Here is an 18872-nt window from a genome sequence, read left to right as displayed (position 1 = left end):
ATTATGATTGAATTATCTTAAAATATCTGGTCTTTTTTCCTCTGTGATTTTCATGGCTTGTTCATGCAGCCAATCTTCAATTTTACGGGAATTTCCGCTCAATAAAATTTCGGGAACTTTCAAACCTTTGTATTCGGAAGGTCTTGTATAAATTGGTGGAGAAAGTAGATTATCTTGAAAACTGTCGGTCAAAGCACTTTGTTCGTCGTTTAGAACACCCGGAACCAGCCGAATAATGGTGTCTGCTAAAACACAAGCGGCCAATTCACCGCCTGTTAATACATAGTCGCCAATCGAGATTTCTTTGGTAATATGGAGATCGCGAAGTCTTTGATCGATTCCTTTATAATGCCCACAGAGAAAGATTAAATTATTTTTCAGAGAAAGCGTATTTGCAATTTTTTGATTTAGCGTTTCTCCATCGGGCGTTAAATAGATGATTTCATCGTAATCGCGTTGAGATTTCAGGTCAGAAATGCACAGATCTAGAGGCTCAATCATCATGACCATTCCAGCTGAACCGCCATAAGGTTCATCGTCGATTTGGCGATGTTTTCCTAAGCCATAATTTCGAAGCTGATGAAAATGAACTTCTACAATCCCTTTTTCTGCAGCTCTTTTTAAAATAGACGCTTTGAAAGGACTTTCCATTAATTCAGGTAAGACACTTATTATATCGATTCTCATTGTTCAGTATTATTTTTTCTGTTTGGAATAATGATCAGACGCAAAGAGGAATCTCTGTTGATATAACTCCACATCCAGTTAAAGAAAATGGCAAGTTTATTTCTTACGGATAGAATAAGCATTAAGTGGAGAAACATCCAAAAATACCAAGCTAGAAAACCTTGAAATTTAAATTGAGGTAAATCAACAACCGCTCTATGCTTTCCGATGGTTGCCATACTTCCTTGATCTTTATATTCGTATTCTTCCCAATTATTTTCAGAATTTTTAAGAAGATTTGATGCTAAATTAGTTCCCTGATTAATGGCCACATTTGCCACCTGTGGATGCGCTTCAGGATATTTTGGAGTTTCCATGTAAGCAATGTCCCCAATTGCAAAAATATTTTTGTATCCTTGAACTCGATTAAAACGATCGGTTTTGTAGCGATTTCTTACGATGATTTCAGGATTTAAGCCCTCAATGACATTACCGGTAACTCCAGCTGCCCAAATCACATTATTAGATTTAATGGTATTACCGCTTTTCATCGTCACCTGATCACCATCATAATCGGTAACAAATTCGCCACTCCTAAAATGGACTCCGAGTTCTTTCAAATACAGCTCCGATTTTTCCTGCGCTTCTTTGCTCATTACGTTAAGCGGCTTTTCGGTAGAACTGATCAGGATAATTTGCAGATCATTAAAATTCATGTTCGGATAATCTCGAGGAAGAATATCCTTTTTCATTTCCGCAAATGCTCCGGCTAATTCCACACCAGTTGGTCCGCTTCCTACGATAACGATATTCCAGTTTCCGTCATCTGATCGACGTTTTTCAATAATTAATTTCTCGAAGGTCAAGAGAATATTGTTCCGAATCGCAATCGCTTCCTGCGTATTTTTCATTCCATAGGTAAGACCTTGCATTTTCGAATTTCCAAAGAAATTGGTTTTGCATCCAGTCGCGATGACGAGTTTATCATAGGTGAATTCTGCATCTTCGGTAATAATTTTATTTTGTTCAGGAAGAATTTTCTGAACTTCCACCATGCGGAATTGTATATTTCTGGAACGCTGAAAGATTTTCCGAAAAGGAAAGGAAATATTACTCGGCTCAATCCTTCCACATGCAACCTGATAAAAAAGCGGTTGAAACATATGATGGTTTACCTTATCGATCACAATTACTTTCTTACGCTTTTTGTTAAGAGCCTTCGCTAACTGAAGTCCTGCGAAGCCTCCACCAATAATCACAATTTTTTCCCTCGTTTCCATGATACAAAATTAGGGATTTTTTTACAGTTCAAAAAGGTGGTAAAGAAGTGGTATAAATAAAAAAAAATCCTTCGTTAAAAGGATTTTATAATTTATTGTTTAATAATTTGGGTAACTTTCTGTGTATTATCACTCAAAGTATATTTCATGAGATATTTTCCAGGTCTTAATTTGTCTAACCTAATTTCTCCGGAATTCATATTTACGATATATTCAGCAACCTGCATTCCTAAAATAGAATAAAAGGTAACCGATTTAACTTTTAAATCACTGTCTTTTGATTTTACGATTATAAAATCTTTCGCAGGATTTGGGAAAGCCACCAAAACTCCATCATCAGATTTCTGTGAAGAAGTAACAGACTCTCTTGCAACAGATTGCGCAGAAATATTTTCTGAAAAAACTGTCATGCTGCCGATAAATATCAAAGAAAATAATAATTTTTTCACCTTATAAGACTTTAAATTTTATAATATCCTTACAAATGTAAGAATTTAGTCGAAATGCACAATAGTTTTTAAAAAAAACTATGATTAAATTTGCAAGTGTTAAATCAAATACTATTCCACTAATGATTATCTATTCAAGAAACCGAAGATTACGTACAAATGCCGCTATTAGAGCTTTAGTACAGGAAACAATTCTTACAACAAATGATTTTGTAATGCCCATATTTGTGATGGAAGGCGAAAATAAGCAAGAAGCCATCGCCTCAATGCCGGGAATTTATCGCAGAAGTTTGGATTTAACGGTGAAGGAATGTAAAGAGTTATTTTCTCTTGGCGTAAAAGCGGTTAATCTTTATATGAAAGTTTCAGAAAATTTAAAAGATAATCGCGGAACAGAGTCTTGGAACAAAAACGGACTCATGCAAAATACCATTAAAGCCATAAAAGATGCAGTTCCAGAAATGATCATCATGCCCGATGTTGCGTTGGATCCCTATTCTATATATGGACACGACGGTATTATTACCAATGGAAAAGTTGATAATGATGCCACGAATGATGCTTTGGTAAAAATGTCGGTTTCTCATGCAGAAGCAGGAGCAGATATTGTCGCACCAAGTGATATGATGGATGGAAGAGTTGCAGCAATCAGAACCGGTTTAGAAGAAAGTGGTTTTACGGATGTAGGAATAGTAAGTTACGCCGCGAAATATGCAAGTTCTTTCTACGGACCGTTCAGAAGTGCTTTAGATTCTGCTCCCGTCGATAATCAGGAAATTCCAAAGGATAAAAAAACCTATCAAATGGATTTTCATAATTCAAGAGAAGCGATTGATGAAGTTTTGAAAGATGTTGCGGAAGGTGCAGATATTATTATGATTAAACCTGGAATGCCTTATTTGGATATCGTGGCAAAAGTTCGCGATGTGATCGACTTGCCGATTGCAGTTTACAATGTAAGTGGCGAATATGCCATGTTAAAAGCTGCAGCACAAAATGGCTGGTTAGATAATGACAAAGCCATCATCGAAAGTTTAACCTGCATAAAAAGAGCGGGTGCAGATATGATTTTCACCTACGCTGCGAAAGAAGCTGCGATTTTATTGAACGGCTGAACCTAAAATCTACATAAAAAAACGAGCTTCTAAAATTAGAAGCTCGTTTTGCTTTTAAAACCATCCTTTTTTATTCTGAATATAAGTCTGGTCGAATTGTTCATCGCTCATGGTGAGATAAATAATCCCTTCTATCAAAGGAATGACAGAAGCTGCTCCACAAGTGCAAACGTTTAAAACAATTTGAATTAATCCCTGATTAATGTATCCCAAATAAAATTTGTTTGCGCCGAAAATTCCGGCAAGAATTCCTAAAAGACCTGCTGCCAATTTCTTTTCAGACCGATAATTTCTGTTACTGAAGTTTTGATTTTGAGAAGGACCGTTGCTGTAACCGTAAGTTTCCATGTTTTACTTTTTAAATTATTAGTTCTTAAAGTAGTCGGTTGCAATGGTAAAAAGTTACAGGTATTGAAGATTTCCCAAGTAGAATAAACCATAACATCTTTGGTTTTCTTCCAAACCGAGAAATTCTCCCAAATGATTCATCATTCCCGGTGTACTCCAATAGCAACCAATATTATTTGCGGTCGAAGTAAGATACATATTCTGAACCGCCATTGCAGTAGCCGCAATCTCTTCCCATTCCGGAACCAAACCGCTGAAATTTACAGAGATTGTAACAATTGTATCGGTCTTCGAAATTTTATCGGAGATATCCTGATATTTTTTTTCCAGAAAATTTTGTGGTGCAACCGTCGATTTATAGATTTCCGCGAGTTTTTTTCCTAGCTGATCTTTCTCTTCTTTCCGAAAAACCTTCAATCTCCAAGGTTTTGTCTTTTTATGATTGGGAGCAAAAATGGCGGAGTTTAAGATTTCCTGTAAAACATCTTCCTCAATTTCTTCATCAGTATAACTTTTCGGGAATATACTTCTTATGCTTTCTACGATCTCTTTGAGAATTTTTGATTTTTCCATTTTTTATTTTATATGACTATCCCGAACTTGTATCAACCAATTTACTGAATGATAATTTTTTAAACCACAAAAGTTACAAAAGTTTTTATTTCAAAAAGTTTAATAAATCTTGTATTAAAGTGAAAATAATGTTAGAACCGCCTTATTTTCACTTTAAAAAATAAAAAAATTTCGCTAAAATTTTGTTGCTTTTGTGGTTTATTTTATTGCATTATTTTTTCCAAAAAAAACCAACTTTACGGAAAACAGATGATGATTTATAATTTTGGTATAAGTTACGAACAGTCATTCTATTTTAAACTTTTTGGATGGTGAATTACATCACACTTTCGATGGTTTGACTGATATTATTGAGAAGAAAAGTATCGCCCGGTTTTTTACCAAACATTATTTTCGCCATTGGACTTTCCTCAGAAATCGCATAAAAACGATCTCCTTCAAAGAAAAATTCGCCCAAAGAAACCGAAATATAAAATCGTGCTTTGTTCGTAAAAACTAGCGATCCGATATTTACCCGTTCGGAAGGAGCATTCAGAACTTTATTTAATTTTTGTTTCAAATCGTGAAGCGCGGCCAATTGTTTTTGCATTTGGTAAATTTCCTCCTGCATTTCTTCGCGCATCGAATCGTATTTCGGCGTCTTTTTAATTTCTCGGCTGGCTTCGAGCGTAAAATCTAAGAAGTTTTTGAGTTTCTCAATCTTTGCAAGTATCGTTTCTTTTACATAATTTCTTACCTCAGATTTCGAAATGGTCTTATTCAGCATTAATTTCAATTTTTTAATAAATGTAAAAAATCTTTTTTAAAACTGGTATTTACTTTTTATATGATGGTGATAAGAAATAAAAATCACAAAACCTCTCTTATTTTCTGACGCATGGCTTCGTAGAGAATTGCACCACACGCAACAGAAACATTTAAAGATTCGGTTTTACCTTCGATTGGCAATTTTATTTTTTCGTCTGAATGATGCAGAACTTCCTTTGAGATTCCCGTTTCTTCATTACCCATCACAATTGCGCAAGGTTGTGTGTAATCAACATCATAATATAATTTCTGAGCTTTTTCTGTAGCAGCAAAAACCTGCACTCCAGATTGCTGAAGAAAATCAACGGCGTGTGCAAGATTTTTTTCTTTACAAATCTTCAAATTATAAATCGCGCCGGCTGAAGTTTTTATGGCATCAGAATTAATTGGTGCGGCTCCTTTTTCAGGAAGAATTACAGCATGAACTCCCACACATTCTGCCGTACGACAAATGGCACCAAAATTCCTAACATCGGTTAAACGGTCCAAAATCAAGAGAAAAGGCGTTTTTCCTTCTTCGAAAAGTTGCGGCAAAACATCCTCAATTTTTTCAAAAGGAACATCGGAAATAAATGCGACTACTCCTTGATGATTTTTTCGGGTGAAACGGTTCAGTTTTTCGATTGGAACGTAATTCGCACGAATTTTGTGTTTCGCCAGAAGATTTTTTAACTCATGGTAAATATCCCCTTGAAGTGCATTTTGCAAAAATATCTTGTCGATGGTTTTCCCTGCTTCCAAGGCTTCCATTACGGGTCTTAAACCAAATATAAAGTCGTCTTTATCTTTCAATGTTTTAATTTTTATTTTTTTTCAGCAACGAAAATTGCTGTTTTAATTTTTTTTTAGAATCCTTCTCCTAAAATTGCTCTTTTCTGAGCCATCACATACCCGAAATGCAAACTTTCGTGCATATTATTAAAAATAATGGCATCTTGAATATTTTTCAGATCAAGACCAAAACTTGTGGTGTAAGAAGTATAATCTGCGAAGAAGTCTGCATCATAATCTTTCATCAAAATCTTTGAAGTTTCGGTGAGCAAGAAAGCCAAATCATCAACTTCCGATTGCTGCACATTAAGATTAGGAAGGGTTCCCTTCTTATAAGTTTCAATCCAATATTTATCGATTCTAAAAGGATTTCCGCTTAGATAATAACACAAAAGCTGCTGTGTTGCAACGGTATGTGCGATATTCCAATAGATATTATTGTTGAAACCATCGGGAATCAACATGAGATCTTTTTGAGAAGTATTTTGCAAAATTTCAAGAAGATTTCGTCGAACTTGGCGGTGCGCCTGAAAATGATAATTCATTTTACAATTTTTAATGCCCCAAAAATAGGTTAATTAACTGAAAAAGACAAAAGTACAGCACTTCATTTTTTTGGAGGAGAAAGAATAATAATCTTTGTTGATCATGCAAAACCATTTTCATAAAAAAAGAGCTTTATAACCCTAATTGCAGAAGTTGTCCCGCAAAAGACCTCATAAAAAACAGGGATGTTCCGTGAATATGCAGTAAATTTGTTTCTGACTTCTTAAACAAATTTTAAAGCTGAATTTCTTCGAAAACACGGTATTTTTTTTAACAAACTTTAACTTTAAATTGGCATCAATTGTGTTGATTGGTGTGGGTATTTGTTAGAAATTTACACTTTAAATTTTAAAAACACTATGTCAGAATTACATCAGGCGGAAGATATCAGACAACTCACAGAAAAAGTTCGGGAACAGAATTATTTTTTCACCCTTCTCAAACAAGAAATCAACAAAGCAATTATCGGACAAGAATACATGGTAGATCGTTTACTCATCGGTCTTCTGGGGAATGGTCACGTTTTGTTGGAAGGCGTTCCTGGTTTGGCGAAAACTTTGGCGATTAAAACTTTAGCAGATGCGGTTGAAGGTGCATTTTCCAGAATTCAGTTTACGCCCGATTTATTACCTGCAGATGTAGTGGGAACAATGATTTACAATATTAAAGAAAATGATTTCTCCATAAAAAGAGGTCCGATTTTCGCGAATTTTGTTTTGGCAGATGAAATCAACCGAGCTCCCTCCAAAGTACAATCAGCACTTTTGGAAGCGATGCAGGAAAAACAAGTGACGATCGGTGATGAAACCATGGCTTTACCGAAACCGTTTTTGGTTTTAGCCACGCAAAATCCAATCGATCAAGAAGGAACTTATCTTTTACCGGAAGCACAAAGTGACCGTTTTATGATGAAATGTACGATCAGTTATCCGGATTTTGAGGACGAAAGAAAGATTATGAAAATGGTCGCAACTTCGCATCTACCGGAGATTAAACCTGTAATTTCATTGCAAAATATTGTCGAAGCGAAAGAACTCGTCAATCAAATATATTTGGATGAAAAAATAGAAAAATATATTCTCGATATGGTTTTTGCGACGCGTTTCCCAGAGAAATACGGATTATCAGAACTGAAAAGCCTGATCAGTTTCGGAGCTTCACCAAGAGCTTCAATCAATTTAGCAATCGCCGGAAGAGTAATGGCATTTTTGAAAAACCGCGCTTTTGTAATTCCCGAAGATATCAAGAATATTGCAAAAGATATTTTACGCCACAGAATCGGTTTGAGTTTTGAAGCAGAAGCAGAGGAAATTACAGCAGACATCATCATCGATAAAATTTTAGGAAAAGTTCAAGCTCCTTAATCATTTTAAATTGAAGATTTTAAATTTTAAACGAACCATTTATTACATTTAAAATCTAAAATTCAAAATCTAAAATAAAGAATCCGCAGTGGAAATAAAAGACATCATCAAAAAAGTAAAGCAAATTGAAATTCGGACCAAGAAAAAGTCCGAAGCTACTTTGATGGGTCAATATCACAGTGCTTTTAAAGGTCAAGGTATGACTTTTTCCGAAGTTCGTCCTTACCAATTTGGCGATGAAATCCGCAGAATCGATTGGAATAAAACCGCACGTTTCCGCGAACCTTTCGTTAAAGTAATGGAAGAAGAACGCGAATTGACCATGATGCTTTTGGTGGACATTTCTGCTTCGATGGATTATGGCACAAAAACGCAGTTGAAAAGAGAATTCGTGGCCGAAATTGCTGCAAGTTTAGGATTTTCAGCCGCGGGAAATAATGATAAAGTTGGTTTGATTCTATTTGCTGATAAAGTTTACAAAGTTATTCCTCCAAAAAAAGGAAGGAAACATATCTTAGCAATCATTAGTACCATTTTATCGGCAGATTATGTTCCGGCGGAATCACATATCGATAAAGCTTTAGAATATATGATGAATATATTCAAAAAACGGTCGATGTTATTTATGTTTTCAGATTTTGAAGATGAATACGATGTGAAAATGTTGAGAGTAGCTTCTAGAAAACACCAATTATTAGGAATGCGAATTTTCGATGATAAAGATGTTCAAATTCCAGACGTCGGTTATGCTCTTTTTCAGGATGCAGAAACAGGGAAACAAATCTGGGCAAATACGTCGAGTGCAAGATGGCGCTATGAATTTGCAGAAAAACAAAAACAAAAAGTAAAAAACTTAGAAGAAGATTTCGAAAACTCCTCTGCAACACTGATGAATATTAACACAGGTGAAGATTATTCGAAATTTCTGTATCAGTATTTTCGGAAGCGGTAAATCGTACAAAACCCTTCCCTATTATTAATGCCATTTGCATTTACAAAAAGAATTAAACTTTGAAAAAAATATTTTTTATCATATTCTCAGTTCTCAGTATTTCTGTTTTAGCGCAGACTTTGGGCTCCAAACTCGACAAATCAACTTTGGCTTTAGGTGAAGTCGGCGTTTTTCGGGTGACGATTTCTAATCTTCAGGGAAAAGATGTGGTTTCTGCTCCAAAAAACGAACTGCTTCCTTTTCACTTCGAGGAAATAAAAGACAGCATCAGTAAACAAGCGGATCATTACGACCGGTTGATCGAATTCGCGGTTTTTGAAGAAGGAAAATATACGATACCAGCTTTAGATTTTAAAATCGACGGGAAAATTTTACAGACCATCCCGTACGAAGTTGAAGTCATCAATACAGCTCAGAAAGGTGATCAGATCAATGACATCATGAAAAACAAAGAGGTCAAACTTGAGGTCAACGATTATTGGCAATTGTACAAATTCTACATTTTGGGAGTTTTTATTGTTTTGGCGCTCATTTTTGCGATCTACCAATTCATCAGATACGGAAAACGCAGAAAAAGTTCACCCATCATGATGACCAATCAAACCCTAAAAGATCTGGAGAATTTAAGAAAGAAAAAATTCATGGAAAATGGCGACTATCGCTCATTCTATATAGAATTAATCGACATCTCCCGAACTTTTATTACCAAACAATACCAAATCCCGGCAGATGTTTTATTAACCGATGATCTTATCGATGTGATGAAGCTCAACAACACTATTTCCCCTCAAAATGAAACCATCGTAGAAAATATTTTCCTGCGCGGTGATCTGGTAAAATTCGCCAAAACATTTCCCGATCAACCAATGATGGAAAAAGATTTTGAGGATATTAAATCCTTTGTGAGAAGCTCTTCCAAGGATTTAGAAATGGACCAATTACGAACCGGAGTTTAACCAATGCGCATGCCATTTAATTTTTCAAATTTTCAATTTTACAGTCCGTGGTTTTTGCTGCTCTTTTTGGCATTCATTCCGCTTTTTATTTTGGATGTTCGCAAGAAACAACGAACCGGAATAAAAGTACCTACCACGAAAAATATGCAGGAAAACAAAGGAATTTTATTGGTCCTATTTCTGCTGAAAATCTCCAAATACCTCCTTCTCACCTGTTTGATTATTGCAATGGCGAGACCACGATCATTCACCATTTCTCAAAATCAAGACGACAGCAAAGGAATCGACATCATGCTCTCCGTCGATGTTTCACTGAGTATGTTGGCAAAAGATCTAGAACCCGACCGATTGACTGCGCTGAAAAATATCGCCAAAAGATTTGTTGACAAAAGACCAGGTGATCGCATCGGTTTGGTCACGTATTCCGGCGAGGCGTTTACCAAAGTTCCCGTAACTTCCGATCACGCCGTGGTAATCGACGAATTAGAACAACTGAATCCGCTAGAATTACAACCCGGAACAGCAATTGGCGAAGGACTTTCGGTCGCTGTAAGTCATTTAAAAAACAGCAAAGCCAAGTCGAAAATCATTATTTTGATGACCGATGGCGTCAATACCATCGAAAATGCGATGCCCACACAAGTCGGCGCACAACTCGCGAAAACCAACGGAATCAAGGTATATTCCATAGGAATTGGGACCAATGGTTATGCGTTGATGCCCACTTCCACAGATATTTTCGGAGATTTGGTCTTCTCGGAAGCCGAAGTGAAAATCGACGAACCCATCTTGCGAGAAATTGCCCAAACTACGGGTGGAAAATATTTTAGAGCCACTTCCAATGAAAGTTTAGAAAAGGTTTACGACGAAATAAATCAACTCGAAAAATCCGAACTCAAGACTACAAAACTCTACAATTACGAAGAATATTTCCGGATTTTCCTTTGGATTGCATTAGGTGTTTTGCTTTTCGATGCGCTCTTTCGCTGGGTTTTTTATAAATTTTTGAGCTAAAAAAATGACAATCATTAGGAGCAACAATATTTTCGTTTTTCCGGAGAGCAGTCCCGCTTTTCATTCCAATCTTTTTCTTTTTTCTCGAAAAAAAGAAAAAGGATTTTCCCTTCAATCGGGGCTAAAAGTCGGGGCATTTTGTCTTCCGACGGATTTCAAAAAACTGAGAATAAAAAATGGAGCAGCTTTGACTGAAATAAAGAATTAAAAAATGAATTTGAGTTTAGGAAATTACTGGTATTTACTTTTGCTGCTGCTTTTGCCGTTGCTTGGGATCATTATGACTGCCTATTTCAAATGGAAAAGCCACAAAAAAGACCAGTTTGCCGAAGCGCGTTTTCAGCCTGAACTTTTTGAGAAAAAAACCAGATTTTCCAAAATTTTGCCACTGCTCTATTTGCTCGCAACCTTATTTCTCATCCTTTCTATTGTTGATGTTCTCAGCGGAACTGAAGAAGTAAAAACCAAACAAAAAATAAATAATGTCATTTTCCTGCTCGATGTTTCCAGTTCTATGAATGCGCAGGATGTGGAACCCAACCGCCTCGATCAAGCAAAAAATATCATCATCAACACGATGAGTAAAATGCAGAACGACAAAGTTGGGATTGTAGTTTTCGCCGGAGAAGCGACTTCTATCATGCCTTTAACCACAGATTTCTCCGCAGTTGAAACTTATATTGGCGGGATAGAAACGAATATTGTAAAAAAACAAGGAACCGATTTTCTGATCGGAATGGAAACGGTTGCAGAAAAATTTAAAGATCTCCCAAAAGGATCCCGAAAAGTAGTGATTCTGAGCGATGGAGAAGACAATGAAGGCAACGAAAAATCAGCCATTAAACTTTCGAAAAAAGAAGGAATTACTGCAATAACAGTCGGAATTGGCTCAGAAGAAGGCGCACCCATTCCCGAATACGTTTTCGGACAGTTAATGGGTTACAAAACAGATCTGAATGGTCAAACTGTTATTTCAAAACGCCAAGATCAAGCACTTCAAAACATTGCATCTGAAACAGGAGGAAGCTACGTGGACGGAAATAATTTAGAAAATGCAACGACACAGATTGTTGATGCCCTTCAGAAAACTTCTACCTCTTCAGAAAGTGTAGTGAAATCTCAGAATGCAGTACATTATTATCAATATTTTTTAGCGGTTTCAATTCTCTTATTTTTATTAATTTTTCTCTTCAATCCCAAAAAAGAATTCAATATTTAGTTCATAATCAACGAATTCTAAAGACTTTAACCGAAATTTAACAATTTGGAGGAAGAATCTTAACAATTAAAGGGATAATTTTGCAGTAATGAACATACGACAACTTTTTTCATTTTTATCGGCAATCTTTTGTATCAGTTTTTTTTCAGCACAGGGAAATTATAATACGCTTGTGTATAAAGGTAATCAGGAATTTAATAAAAAAAACTACGAATCCTCTTCCTCTAAATATATGGAAGCGGTGAAAATAAAGGAAAATGATTTTACAGCTCATTATAATTTAGGAAATTCCCTGTACAAAAGGAAAATGTACGATGAAGCAAAAGCGGAGTACGAAAAAGCAGAATTACATGCAAATTCCTTATCCGATAAAGCTGCAGCACTGTATAACCTCGGAAATAGCCACATTGAAAAAAATGATTCCAAAAAAGCAGCAGAATATTACAAACGCGCTTTGAAGCAGGATCCATACAACGAAGCTATTCGGAAAAATTACGAGATTGCCATGCTGAAAGAAAAGGAAAAAGAAAACCAAAAGAAACAGCAAGGAAAATCTGACGGCGGAGGAAAAGACCAGTCAAAAGATCAGAACAAAGGCGAAGATAAAGGAAACACCCCACAAAACCAAGCCGGAAATGGGATAAAAAACAAAGGGGAAAGTGACGGTGATGATCCTAATAAAACCAAAGGTGACAAAGAGGGCAAAATGCCAAAAGATTTAGAAAACTCCATTCTTAACCAGGTGGAAAATAAAGAACGAGAAACCGCGAAACGAATTCTCAATAAAAACTCCTACTCTACGCCGCAAAGCAACGAGAAGGATTGGTAATGAAACATAAAATTCCATATATCCTATTTTTATTCTCTGCCATTTTCACTTATGGTCAGGTTACTTTGGCTGTTTCAGATGTAAAAAACCCGCGGGTAAATCAACGTTTTAACTTGACGGTCATCTTGGAAATCAGCGGGGAAAATATGGAACAGGAAACGCCACTCAGAATGCCCGATCTTTCGAAATTTGATATTATTGGGTCTGCTTCCGAACAAAACACGGTTGTTTTAGATGCGAAAAAAGGCGACGTTCTCAATCAAATGGTTTACCAATGGGTTCTCACACCAAAAGAGGCTGGAAAAATCAGATTTGGATCTGTATTAGTTACCGTAAATGGTAAAATTTACAAAACCGAACCTTTTGAAATCAACGTAAAAGACAACGAAAAAAAATCAGCAGTCGCTGAACATACCAATCACAGTAACGAGGTTTATTTGAATTTGGAGCTTAAAAAGAACGTGGTCTATAAAAATGAACCTGCAGTTGCCGTTCTTCGAGCGTACAGCAAGGATTACGACAATTTTAGAAAAGTGAGCAACCTGCAGTTTTCTCCGCAAAAAAATGCGAGCATTAAACCGATCAATTATACCAAATCTGAAATTGAAACAAGTTCCGGCATGGCTTCGCAAGTGATCGGAACCTTTATGATTTTCCCCAATGAAAGTGGTCCTATTGCAATAAATGCTTTCTCGGCAGTCGTAGGAAATGCTACTAAACCGACGAAAGTCTCTTCTAACCGGGTTCGATTAAATGTAAAAAAACTTCCCGATGGAATGCCTTCAAATTTTAAAAATGCAGTGGGAAATTTTGAGGTAGCAGTTTCTCAAACAAACACCGACGAAATCCCTGAAGTAGATAAACCTCTTAACATCAGTGTTCGACTTTCCGGTGCGGGAAATTTCGGAAGTCTTGATCTGCCCAAAATTATTGATTCTCCTGATTACGTATTTTATACACCGCAAATTACGACGAAAACCGTTCCGCAAAAGGACGGACTCAGCGGTGATGTGATTGCAGAATATGTGGTGATTCCCAAAAAAGCAGGTTCGATCTCTATTAATTTTGAAAATTTCAGTTTCTTTAATCCTAAAGAGGTACAGTATACCGATCTTGGACCGAAGTCGCTTCTTTTAAATGTGAAAACTCCAGGAGAAATTGCAGATGCAAAAAGCACCATCGAAAAAGTAAATGATTACACCAACATTGTTTTAGAAACGGTAAACACGCCGGTTTTGCAAACACACAATTTAAAAATCAAAAATAAAGACAAGATCAATTGGAAAATTGTGGCTGGAAATCTTGGTTTAATGGTGGCCGTTCTCTCGCTTTTTGTGGTATTGAAAAAGCGACAAGAAAAAAAGAAAGTAAAGCCTCAACAACTGCGAAGTTCAATTTCCATCGCTGAAACCGAAGAAATCATTAGGAAAAAAATCGGTCATCAGTTTGATGAAAATATCGAATATCTAAAAATATTAAAAGAAAATAAAGATTTCGAAACTTTCTTCACCGCATACCAGGAATTAAATAACGAAACAAAGAATTTCTTCTCGGTCACTAATGAATCTGAATTCCGGAACTATCTGGAACAAAACAAAGGAGCACACGTCGCTGAACAATATAGAATTCTTTCAGAGAAAATTCAAATAGAAAAATATGCGCCATTTCATACCGCAGAACACATTGATTTGATTTTAGAAGCCATCATTTCTTTTTATAACGAAATTATAAAATAACCAAATAATTTTTATAATTTTGCGAAATTAATAATTTTATTTTATGTTTGAAGCTTTTTCTTTAAAAGAAACTCTTACTGCAACAATGGTTCTGTTCGCTGTAATCGACATTGTAGGATCCATTCCCATTATTGTGGGTTTAAAGAAAAAATTTGGTAAAATCGAAGCCGAACGTGCCTCCATCGTTGCGGGAGTTTTGATGATTGCCTTTCTTTTTATTGGAAACAAAATTCTAAAATTAATTGGTGTTGATGTAAACTCATTTGCGATTGCAGGTGCTTTTGTAATTTTCATTATCGCGTTGGAAATGATTTTAGGAATTGAAATCCATAAAAACACGGAGGCGAAATCTGCATCGATTGTACCGATCGCTTTTCCCCTAATTGCAGGAGCTGGAACATTGACCACGACGCTTTCTTTGCGTGCGGAATATCATGATATCAATATTATTTGCGGCATTATTCTCAATACAATTTTCGTATATTTGGTGCTTCGATCCTCCAACTGGCTCGAAAATAAATTAGGCGATGGAACGCTTCAGGTTTTACAGAAAGTTTTCGGAATTGTACTTCTCGCGATTTCCATCAAATTATTTACGGCAAATTTTGCGCAACTTTTTTCAACCTACGTTAAATTTTAAAATTTAAATAAATGCAACTGTTTTATAAAATATTCTTAGCTCTTTTTATCATTTTCATCGGTTTTAATCTTTATGTAATCGACTGGAATTTAGGATTTTGGCATGAAGAAAACGCAAAATTTATCTTTTCAGGTTCTGCTGCAGTGTTAGGAATTATTGTTCTTTTGGTTTTGAATACGATGAGTAAACTTTCTGTAAAGAAATAAGTCTCTTACTTCTCTATTTTTTTGAAAATAAATTGATTTCTGTATTTCTTTTGAAATGCTTTAATGATAGGAGAGATTGTCACATAATCATAAATTGAAAATTCCGTTAATTTTTCTTTTACAATTTTACCATTCATTAAGTGTATTTCTAAATGGAAACAATGGCTATTCCAATTTGTTCTAATTTTTTTAATGTTTTTCCAAGGAATATTTATTGGACGAAGTTCGATACCCATTTTATTTAATTTCAAAAGAGGAATTCTAAAGACTTTATAAAATTGATAAAAATTAAAAAATAAAGCAAAAATTCCTATTTTAACTACAAAATCTTTGTGATTAGAAAAAGTAAAAAATACCGTAAGTAAAATAATCGAAATTAAAAAAAGGATTATTGCTTTTCTAATTGATTCAAAATATTTTTTCTCATCTGGAATTTGAACAGTTCCAAAACGACAAAATCTTCGAATTTTTATCTGATTTTTCTTAAAATATTTGTTTTCAACTTTCACTTTAAAACCTCATCACATCTTTTACAACCCCATTATTTTGAGTGTGTTGCACCAATTCTTTGATGATGAATGATTGAATTTGATCTTCTTCTTTATTGCTTGGGAAAAGCAAATGAACATTTGCACCTGCATCAAGAGTGAAGAATAACGGTAAATTTGTTTCTTTCCTGAATTCCCAGATTTTATTGATCACGGCTAAAGTTCCGGTTTTCATTAAAATAAAAGCGGGTTCGCTCATCATCATCATCGCGTGAAGCGTCAAAGCTTCGTGTTCCACAAGTTGAATGAAGCTTTTCATATCGCCGGATTTCAGAATATTTTTTAGCAAAGCAAAATTTTCATGAGCTTCCTGAAATCTTCTTTCAGCATAAGGATTCGTATTCATCAAACCGTGACCAACCGTAGAACTCACCGATTTTTCACCTTCGTGAATCAACAAAACCCAATCATTAAAATTTTTGAAAATTGAATGAATTTCGTTGTTTGGAAAAGGAACCGCAAAAAGATCAGAACTGTTCGCAACTTCTTTCGTTTCGCCCCAAACAACCAAGCCATCGTATAAACTTCTACACGCGCTTCCACTCCCTAATCTGGCGAGAAAACTTGCTTTTTTGCGTTTATACTCCTCGTCTGATTTTCCGGTAAATTGATCATCCAAATCCATCAAACATTTGGCAATTGCACCAAATCCGGAGGCTGAACTTGCAATACCGGAACTGTGAGGAAAAGTGTTTTCCGTTTTTATGATGTATTTTCCTTTTAGAATCCACGGTAAATATTGTTCGATGTTTTTGAAATATTTTTCAATCTTTTCGGCGAATTTTTTCTCTTCTTTTCCGGCTAAAAAAGTTTGAACCGAGAATGTTTTTTCCGCTAAAAACTCAATTTCAGTATTGGTTTTGCATTGACTCAGCGTATAACTAATGCTCGGATTTGCAGGGATTTGGTTCTCGTATTTCCCCCAATATTTAATCAAAGCAATATTCGAAGGGCAGGATTCTGAAACCTTCCCGTTTGCAATGATATAATGATCTGATCCAAAAAACTCTTCCATATTCAATTTTTTGCGAATTATCCGCTGTTAAAAATACATTTATATTTAGTCCAATAACTTCCTTAGAAATTGATTTAATGGGAATACATTTTATCAATTAAATCTGCATATTTATTCAAGACTACATTTCTTTTCACTTTCAAGGTTGGTGTAATTTCCCCGTTGTTGACTTCAAATTCTGCAGGCATCAAAATAAATTTTTTCACTTTTTCAAATCCAGAAAGTCCTTTTTGAATTTCATCGATTTTCTCCCGATAAAATTCTTTTACTCGATCTGAATTTACAATTTCTTCCCAAGTGGTAAAAGGAATACTCATCTTCTGTAACTGATCAGTCAACGCTTCAAAATTTGGAATAATAACCGCAGTAACAAAAGGTTTTCCTTCAGCAACAATCATCGCTTGATTGATAAAATTATTGTTAGAGAGCATATTTTCGATGGGTTGTGGTGTCACATATTTTCCGTTCGAAGTCTTCATAAGATCTTTGATTCTATCGGTGATAAAAAGATTTCCTTGCGCATCAAATTTTCCTGCATCACCCGTTTTGAACCAACCATCGGTTGTAAAAACTTCAGCGGTTTCTTGTGGTTTTTTATAATACCCCTTCATAATTCCGCTTCCTTTCGCCAGAATTTCATCGTTTTCACCGATTTTAATTTGCGTATCTCCTATGGGAATTCCCGCGGAACCATGTATAAAATGGTGAAATGGAAAACAAGTTAAGGTTGCCGTAGTTTCCGTCAATCCATAACCAACCGTAATATGAATTCCCAAAGCTTCAAAAAACTGGGTCACTTCCGCAGAAACAGATGCACCTCCACACGGCATGAACCAAAGTCTGCCCCCCATTTTTTTCTTGATTTTATTAAAAACCAAAAGATTTGCCATGGTATTTTTCAGGGCTAAAGAAATTGGTATCGGATGATCTAAACGCCTTAAATCTGCAACTTGATTTCCGGTTTTCATTGCCCAATTGAAAATCTTTTTTTTGTTTTCTGCGCTGTTTTGCGCCATTTCGTTCACCCCTGCATAAATTTTCTGGTAAAATCTTGGAACGGCGCACATCATGGTTGGTTTCACTTCTACCAAAGCATTTGCGATGAGTTTGGTGTTCTCCAGGAAATACACTTTTGCGCCACCATGTAATGCAAGTAAGGTCCAGCTGCGTTCGAAAATATGGGTTAAAGGTAAAAAAGCGAGCGACGTTTCATTCTCGAAATTTTTAAATTTAAAAAATTCAAAATGTGCTTCCACTGATTTGTGGAAATTTCCGTGTGTTAACATGACCCCTTTTGGAACACCTGTCGTTCCAGAGGTGTAAATAATGGTCGCCAAATCATCGTCATCTTTCGCTACAATATCGAAATTTTCGGCAGCGGTTTTAATAAAATTTTGGTAATGTTGACTGCGATCTTTCTGCAGTTTGATCAACTTTTTAGCAGCGATAATTTCCGTTAAAAAGAGACTTTCCTCTAGAATTCTGTATGAAGCATCGTATTGATCCTGATTTCCTACGAGAATTATTTTGCATTCAGATTCATTTAAAATATAAGCAGCTTGTTCCTGATTATTGGTTGAATAAATAGGCACTGTTACAGCTCCCAAAGATAAAATAGCCAAATCAAAAACGATCCATTCAGCAGAATTGTCAGAATATATGGCGACTTTATCATTTTCAGAAATCCCTGCTTTTCGTAAAGCATTGGCTGTTTTGAAAACCATTCTTCGGAAATCTCCCCAATGAATTTCTTTCCAGCTTTCTCTTTTCTTAAAACCTATTGCGGCTTTCCGTGGAAATTTATCAGCATTTGTATTTAAAAATTCTGCAGTATTCAT

General features: G+C 35.6%; 21 protein-coding genes. 10 read left to right on the top strand and 11 right to left on the bottom strand.

All coding sequences use genetic code 11. The annotated features are described in order from the left end of the window. Positions 1-12: 12 nt before the first annotated feature. The 3 genes from trmD to BW932_RS01415 form a co-directional block, all read right to left on the bottom strand. The gene (gene trmD / locus BW932_RS01425; RefSeq protein ID WP_076384624.1) at positions 13-687 is read right to left on the bottom strand and encodes a tRNA (guanosine(37)-N1)-methyltransferase TrmD; all 675 of its coding nucleotides are present in this window, start codon (positions 685-687) and stop codon (positions 13-15) included. Further along, positions 684-1946, bottom strand: a complete 1263-nt coding sequence (locus BW932_RS01420) for an NAD(P)/FAD-dependent oxidoreductase (RefSeq protein ID WP_076384622.1) — start codon at positions 1944-1946, stop codon at positions 684-686. The genes trmD and BW932_RS01420 overlap by 4 nt, the downstream gene beginning before the upstream one ends. 92 nt (positions 1947-2038) lie before the next feature. Further along, positions 2039-2395 (bottom strand): T9SS type A sorting domain-containing protein, encoded by a 357-nt coding sequence (locus BW932_RS01415; RefSeq protein ID WP_076384620.1) that lies wholly within the window; start codon positions 2393-2395, stop codon positions 2039-2041. A gap of 122 nt (positions 2396-2517) precedes the next feature. On the opposite strand from BW932_RS01415, the gene hemB reads away from it, so the two are divergent. Next, positions 2518-3510, top strand: coding sequence for a porphobilinogen synthase (gene hemB, locus BW932_RS01410; protein ID WP_076384618.1), 993 nt, complete (start codon positions 2518-2520; stop codon positions 3508-3510). Between the two features lie 54 nt (positions 3511-3564). Here hemB and BW932_RS01405 read toward each other — a convergent pair whose 3' ends face one another. The 5 genes from BW932_RS01405 to BW932_RS01385 all read right to left on the bottom strand — a co-directional run bounded on the left by BW932_RS01405 (position 3565) and on the right by BW932_RS01385 (position 6554). Next, on the bottom strand, positions 3565-3858 hold the full coding sequence (locus BW932_RS01405) for a TM2 domain-containing protein (protein WP_084566410.1): 294 nt from the start codon (positions 3856-3858) through the stop codon (positions 3565-3567). A 54-nt stretch (positions 3859-3912) separates the two neighbouring features. Further along, positions 3913-4431: a nitroreductase family protein gene (locus BW932_RS01400; protein WP_076384616.1), complete on the bottom strand. Its 519-nt coding sequence runs from the start codon at positions 4429-4431 to the stop codon at positions 3913-3915. 316 nt (positions 4432-4747) lie between these two features. Further along, entirely contained in the window at positions 4748-5197 is a 450-nt protein-coding gene (locus BW932_RS01395; RefSeq protein WP_185113905.1) for a hypothetical protein, read from the bottom strand. A gap of 83 nt (positions 5198-5280) precedes the next feature. Further along, positions 5281-5988, bottom strand: coding sequence for a 23S rRNA (guanosine(2251)-2'-O)-methyltransferase RlmB (gene rlmB / locus BW932_RS01390; RefSeq protein ID WP_245820624.1), 708 nt, complete (start codon positions 5986-5988; stop codon positions 5281-5283). A 95-nt stretch (positions 5989-6083) separates the two neighbouring features. Beyond that, positions 6084-6554, bottom strand: coding sequence for a DinB family protein (locus BW932_RS01385; RefSeq protein WP_076384612.1), 471 nt, complete (start codon positions 6552-6554; stop codon positions 6084-6086). Between the two features lie 360 nt (positions 6555-6914). Here BW932_RS01385 and BW932_RS01380 point away from each other — a divergent pair, with 360 nt between their 5' ends. The 9 genes from BW932_RS01380 (at position 6915) to BW932_RS01335 (ending at position 15471) form a co-directional block, all read left to right on the top strand. Then, the gene (locus BW932_RS01380; protein WP_076384610.1) at positions 6915-7919 is read left to right on the top strand and encodes an AAA family ATPase; all 1005 of its coding nucleotides are present in this window, start codon (positions 6915-6917) and stop codon (positions 7917-7919) included. A gap of 88 nt (positions 7920-8007) precedes the next feature. After that, complete coding sequence (locus BW932_RS01375) at positions 8008-8871, top strand: DUF58 domain-containing protein (protein ID WP_076384608.1); 864 nt, start codon at positions 8008-8010, stop codon at positions 8869-8871. A 59-nt stretch (positions 8872-8930) separates the two neighbouring features. Then, positions 8931-9827: a BatD family protein gene (locus BW932_RS01370; protein WP_076384606.1), complete on the top strand. Its 897-nt coding sequence runs from the start codon at positions 8931-8933 to the stop codon at positions 9825-9827. Positions 9828-9836: 9 nt separating this feature from the next. Then, positions 9837-10841: a vWA domain-containing protein gene (locus tag BW932_RS01365; RefSeq protein WP_076384855.1), complete on the top strand. Its 1005-nt coding sequence runs from the start codon at positions 9837-9839 to the stop codon at positions 10839-10841. A gap of 211 nt (positions 10842-11052) precedes the next feature. Then, positions 11053-12060, top strand: a complete 1008-nt coding sequence (locus BW932_RS01355) for a vWA domain-containing protein (RefSeq protein WP_076384602.1) — start codon at positions 11053-11055, stop codon at positions 12058-12060. A gap of 88 nt (positions 12061-12148) precedes the next feature. Next, entirely contained in the window at positions 12149-12889 is a 741-nt protein-coding gene (locus BW932_RS01350; RefSeq protein WP_076384600.1) for a tetratricopeptide repeat protein, read from the top strand. Then, positions 12889-14625 (top strand): BatD family protein, encoded by a 1737-nt coding sequence (locus BW932_RS01345; RefSeq protein WP_076384598.1) that lies wholly within the window; start codon positions 12889-12891, stop codon positions 14623-14625. Before BW932_RS01350 ends, BW932_RS01345 begins: the two co-directional genes overlap by 1 nt. A gap of 43 nt (positions 14626-14668) precedes the next feature. Continuing rightward, positions 14669-15265: a MarC family protein gene (locus BW932_RS01340; protein ID WP_076384596.1), complete on the top strand. Its 597-nt coding sequence runs from the start codon at positions 14669-14671 to the stop codon at positions 15263-15265. 11 nt (positions 15266-15276) lie between these two features. Then, positions 15277-15471 carry a hypothetical protein gene (locus BW932_RS01335; RefSeq protein ID WP_076384594.1) on the top strand — a complete coding sequence of 65 codons (195 nt, stop codon included), beginning with the start codon at positions 15277-15279 and terminating at the stop codon, positions 15469-15471. A 5-nt stretch (positions 15472-15476) separates the two neighbouring features. Here BW932_RS01335 and BW932_RS01330 read toward each other — a convergent pair whose 3' ends face one another. The 3 genes from BW932_RS01330 to BW932_RS01320 form a co-directional block, all read right to left on the bottom strand. Next, a complete protein-coding gene (locus tag BW932_RS01330) occupies positions 15477-15980 on the bottom strand; it encodes a hypothetical protein (protein ID WP_076384592.1) in 504 nt (167 codons plus the stop codon). 1 nt (position 15981) lies between these two features. Continuing rightward, a complete protein-coding gene (locus tag BW932_RS01325; RefSeq protein ID WP_076384590.1) occupies positions 15982-17034 on the bottom strand; it encodes a diphosphomevalonate/mevalonate 3,5-bisphosphate decarboxylase family protein in 1053 nt (350 codons plus the stop codon). Between the two features lie 74 nt (positions 17035-17108). Further along, positions 17109-18872: an AMP-dependent synthetase/ligase gene (locus BW932_RS01320; RefSeq protein WP_076384588.1), complete on the bottom strand. Its 1764-nt coding sequence runs from the start codon at positions 18870-18872 to the stop codon at positions 17109-17111.

Source organism: Kaistella chaponensis, from assembly GCF_900156725.1.
Lineage (GTDB): Bacteria > Bacteroidota > Bacteroidia > Flavobacteriales > Weeksellaceae > Kaistella > Kaistella chaponensis.
Note: the sequence above shows the minus strand (reverse complement) of the source record. Positions and strands in the feature narration are given on the sequence as shown.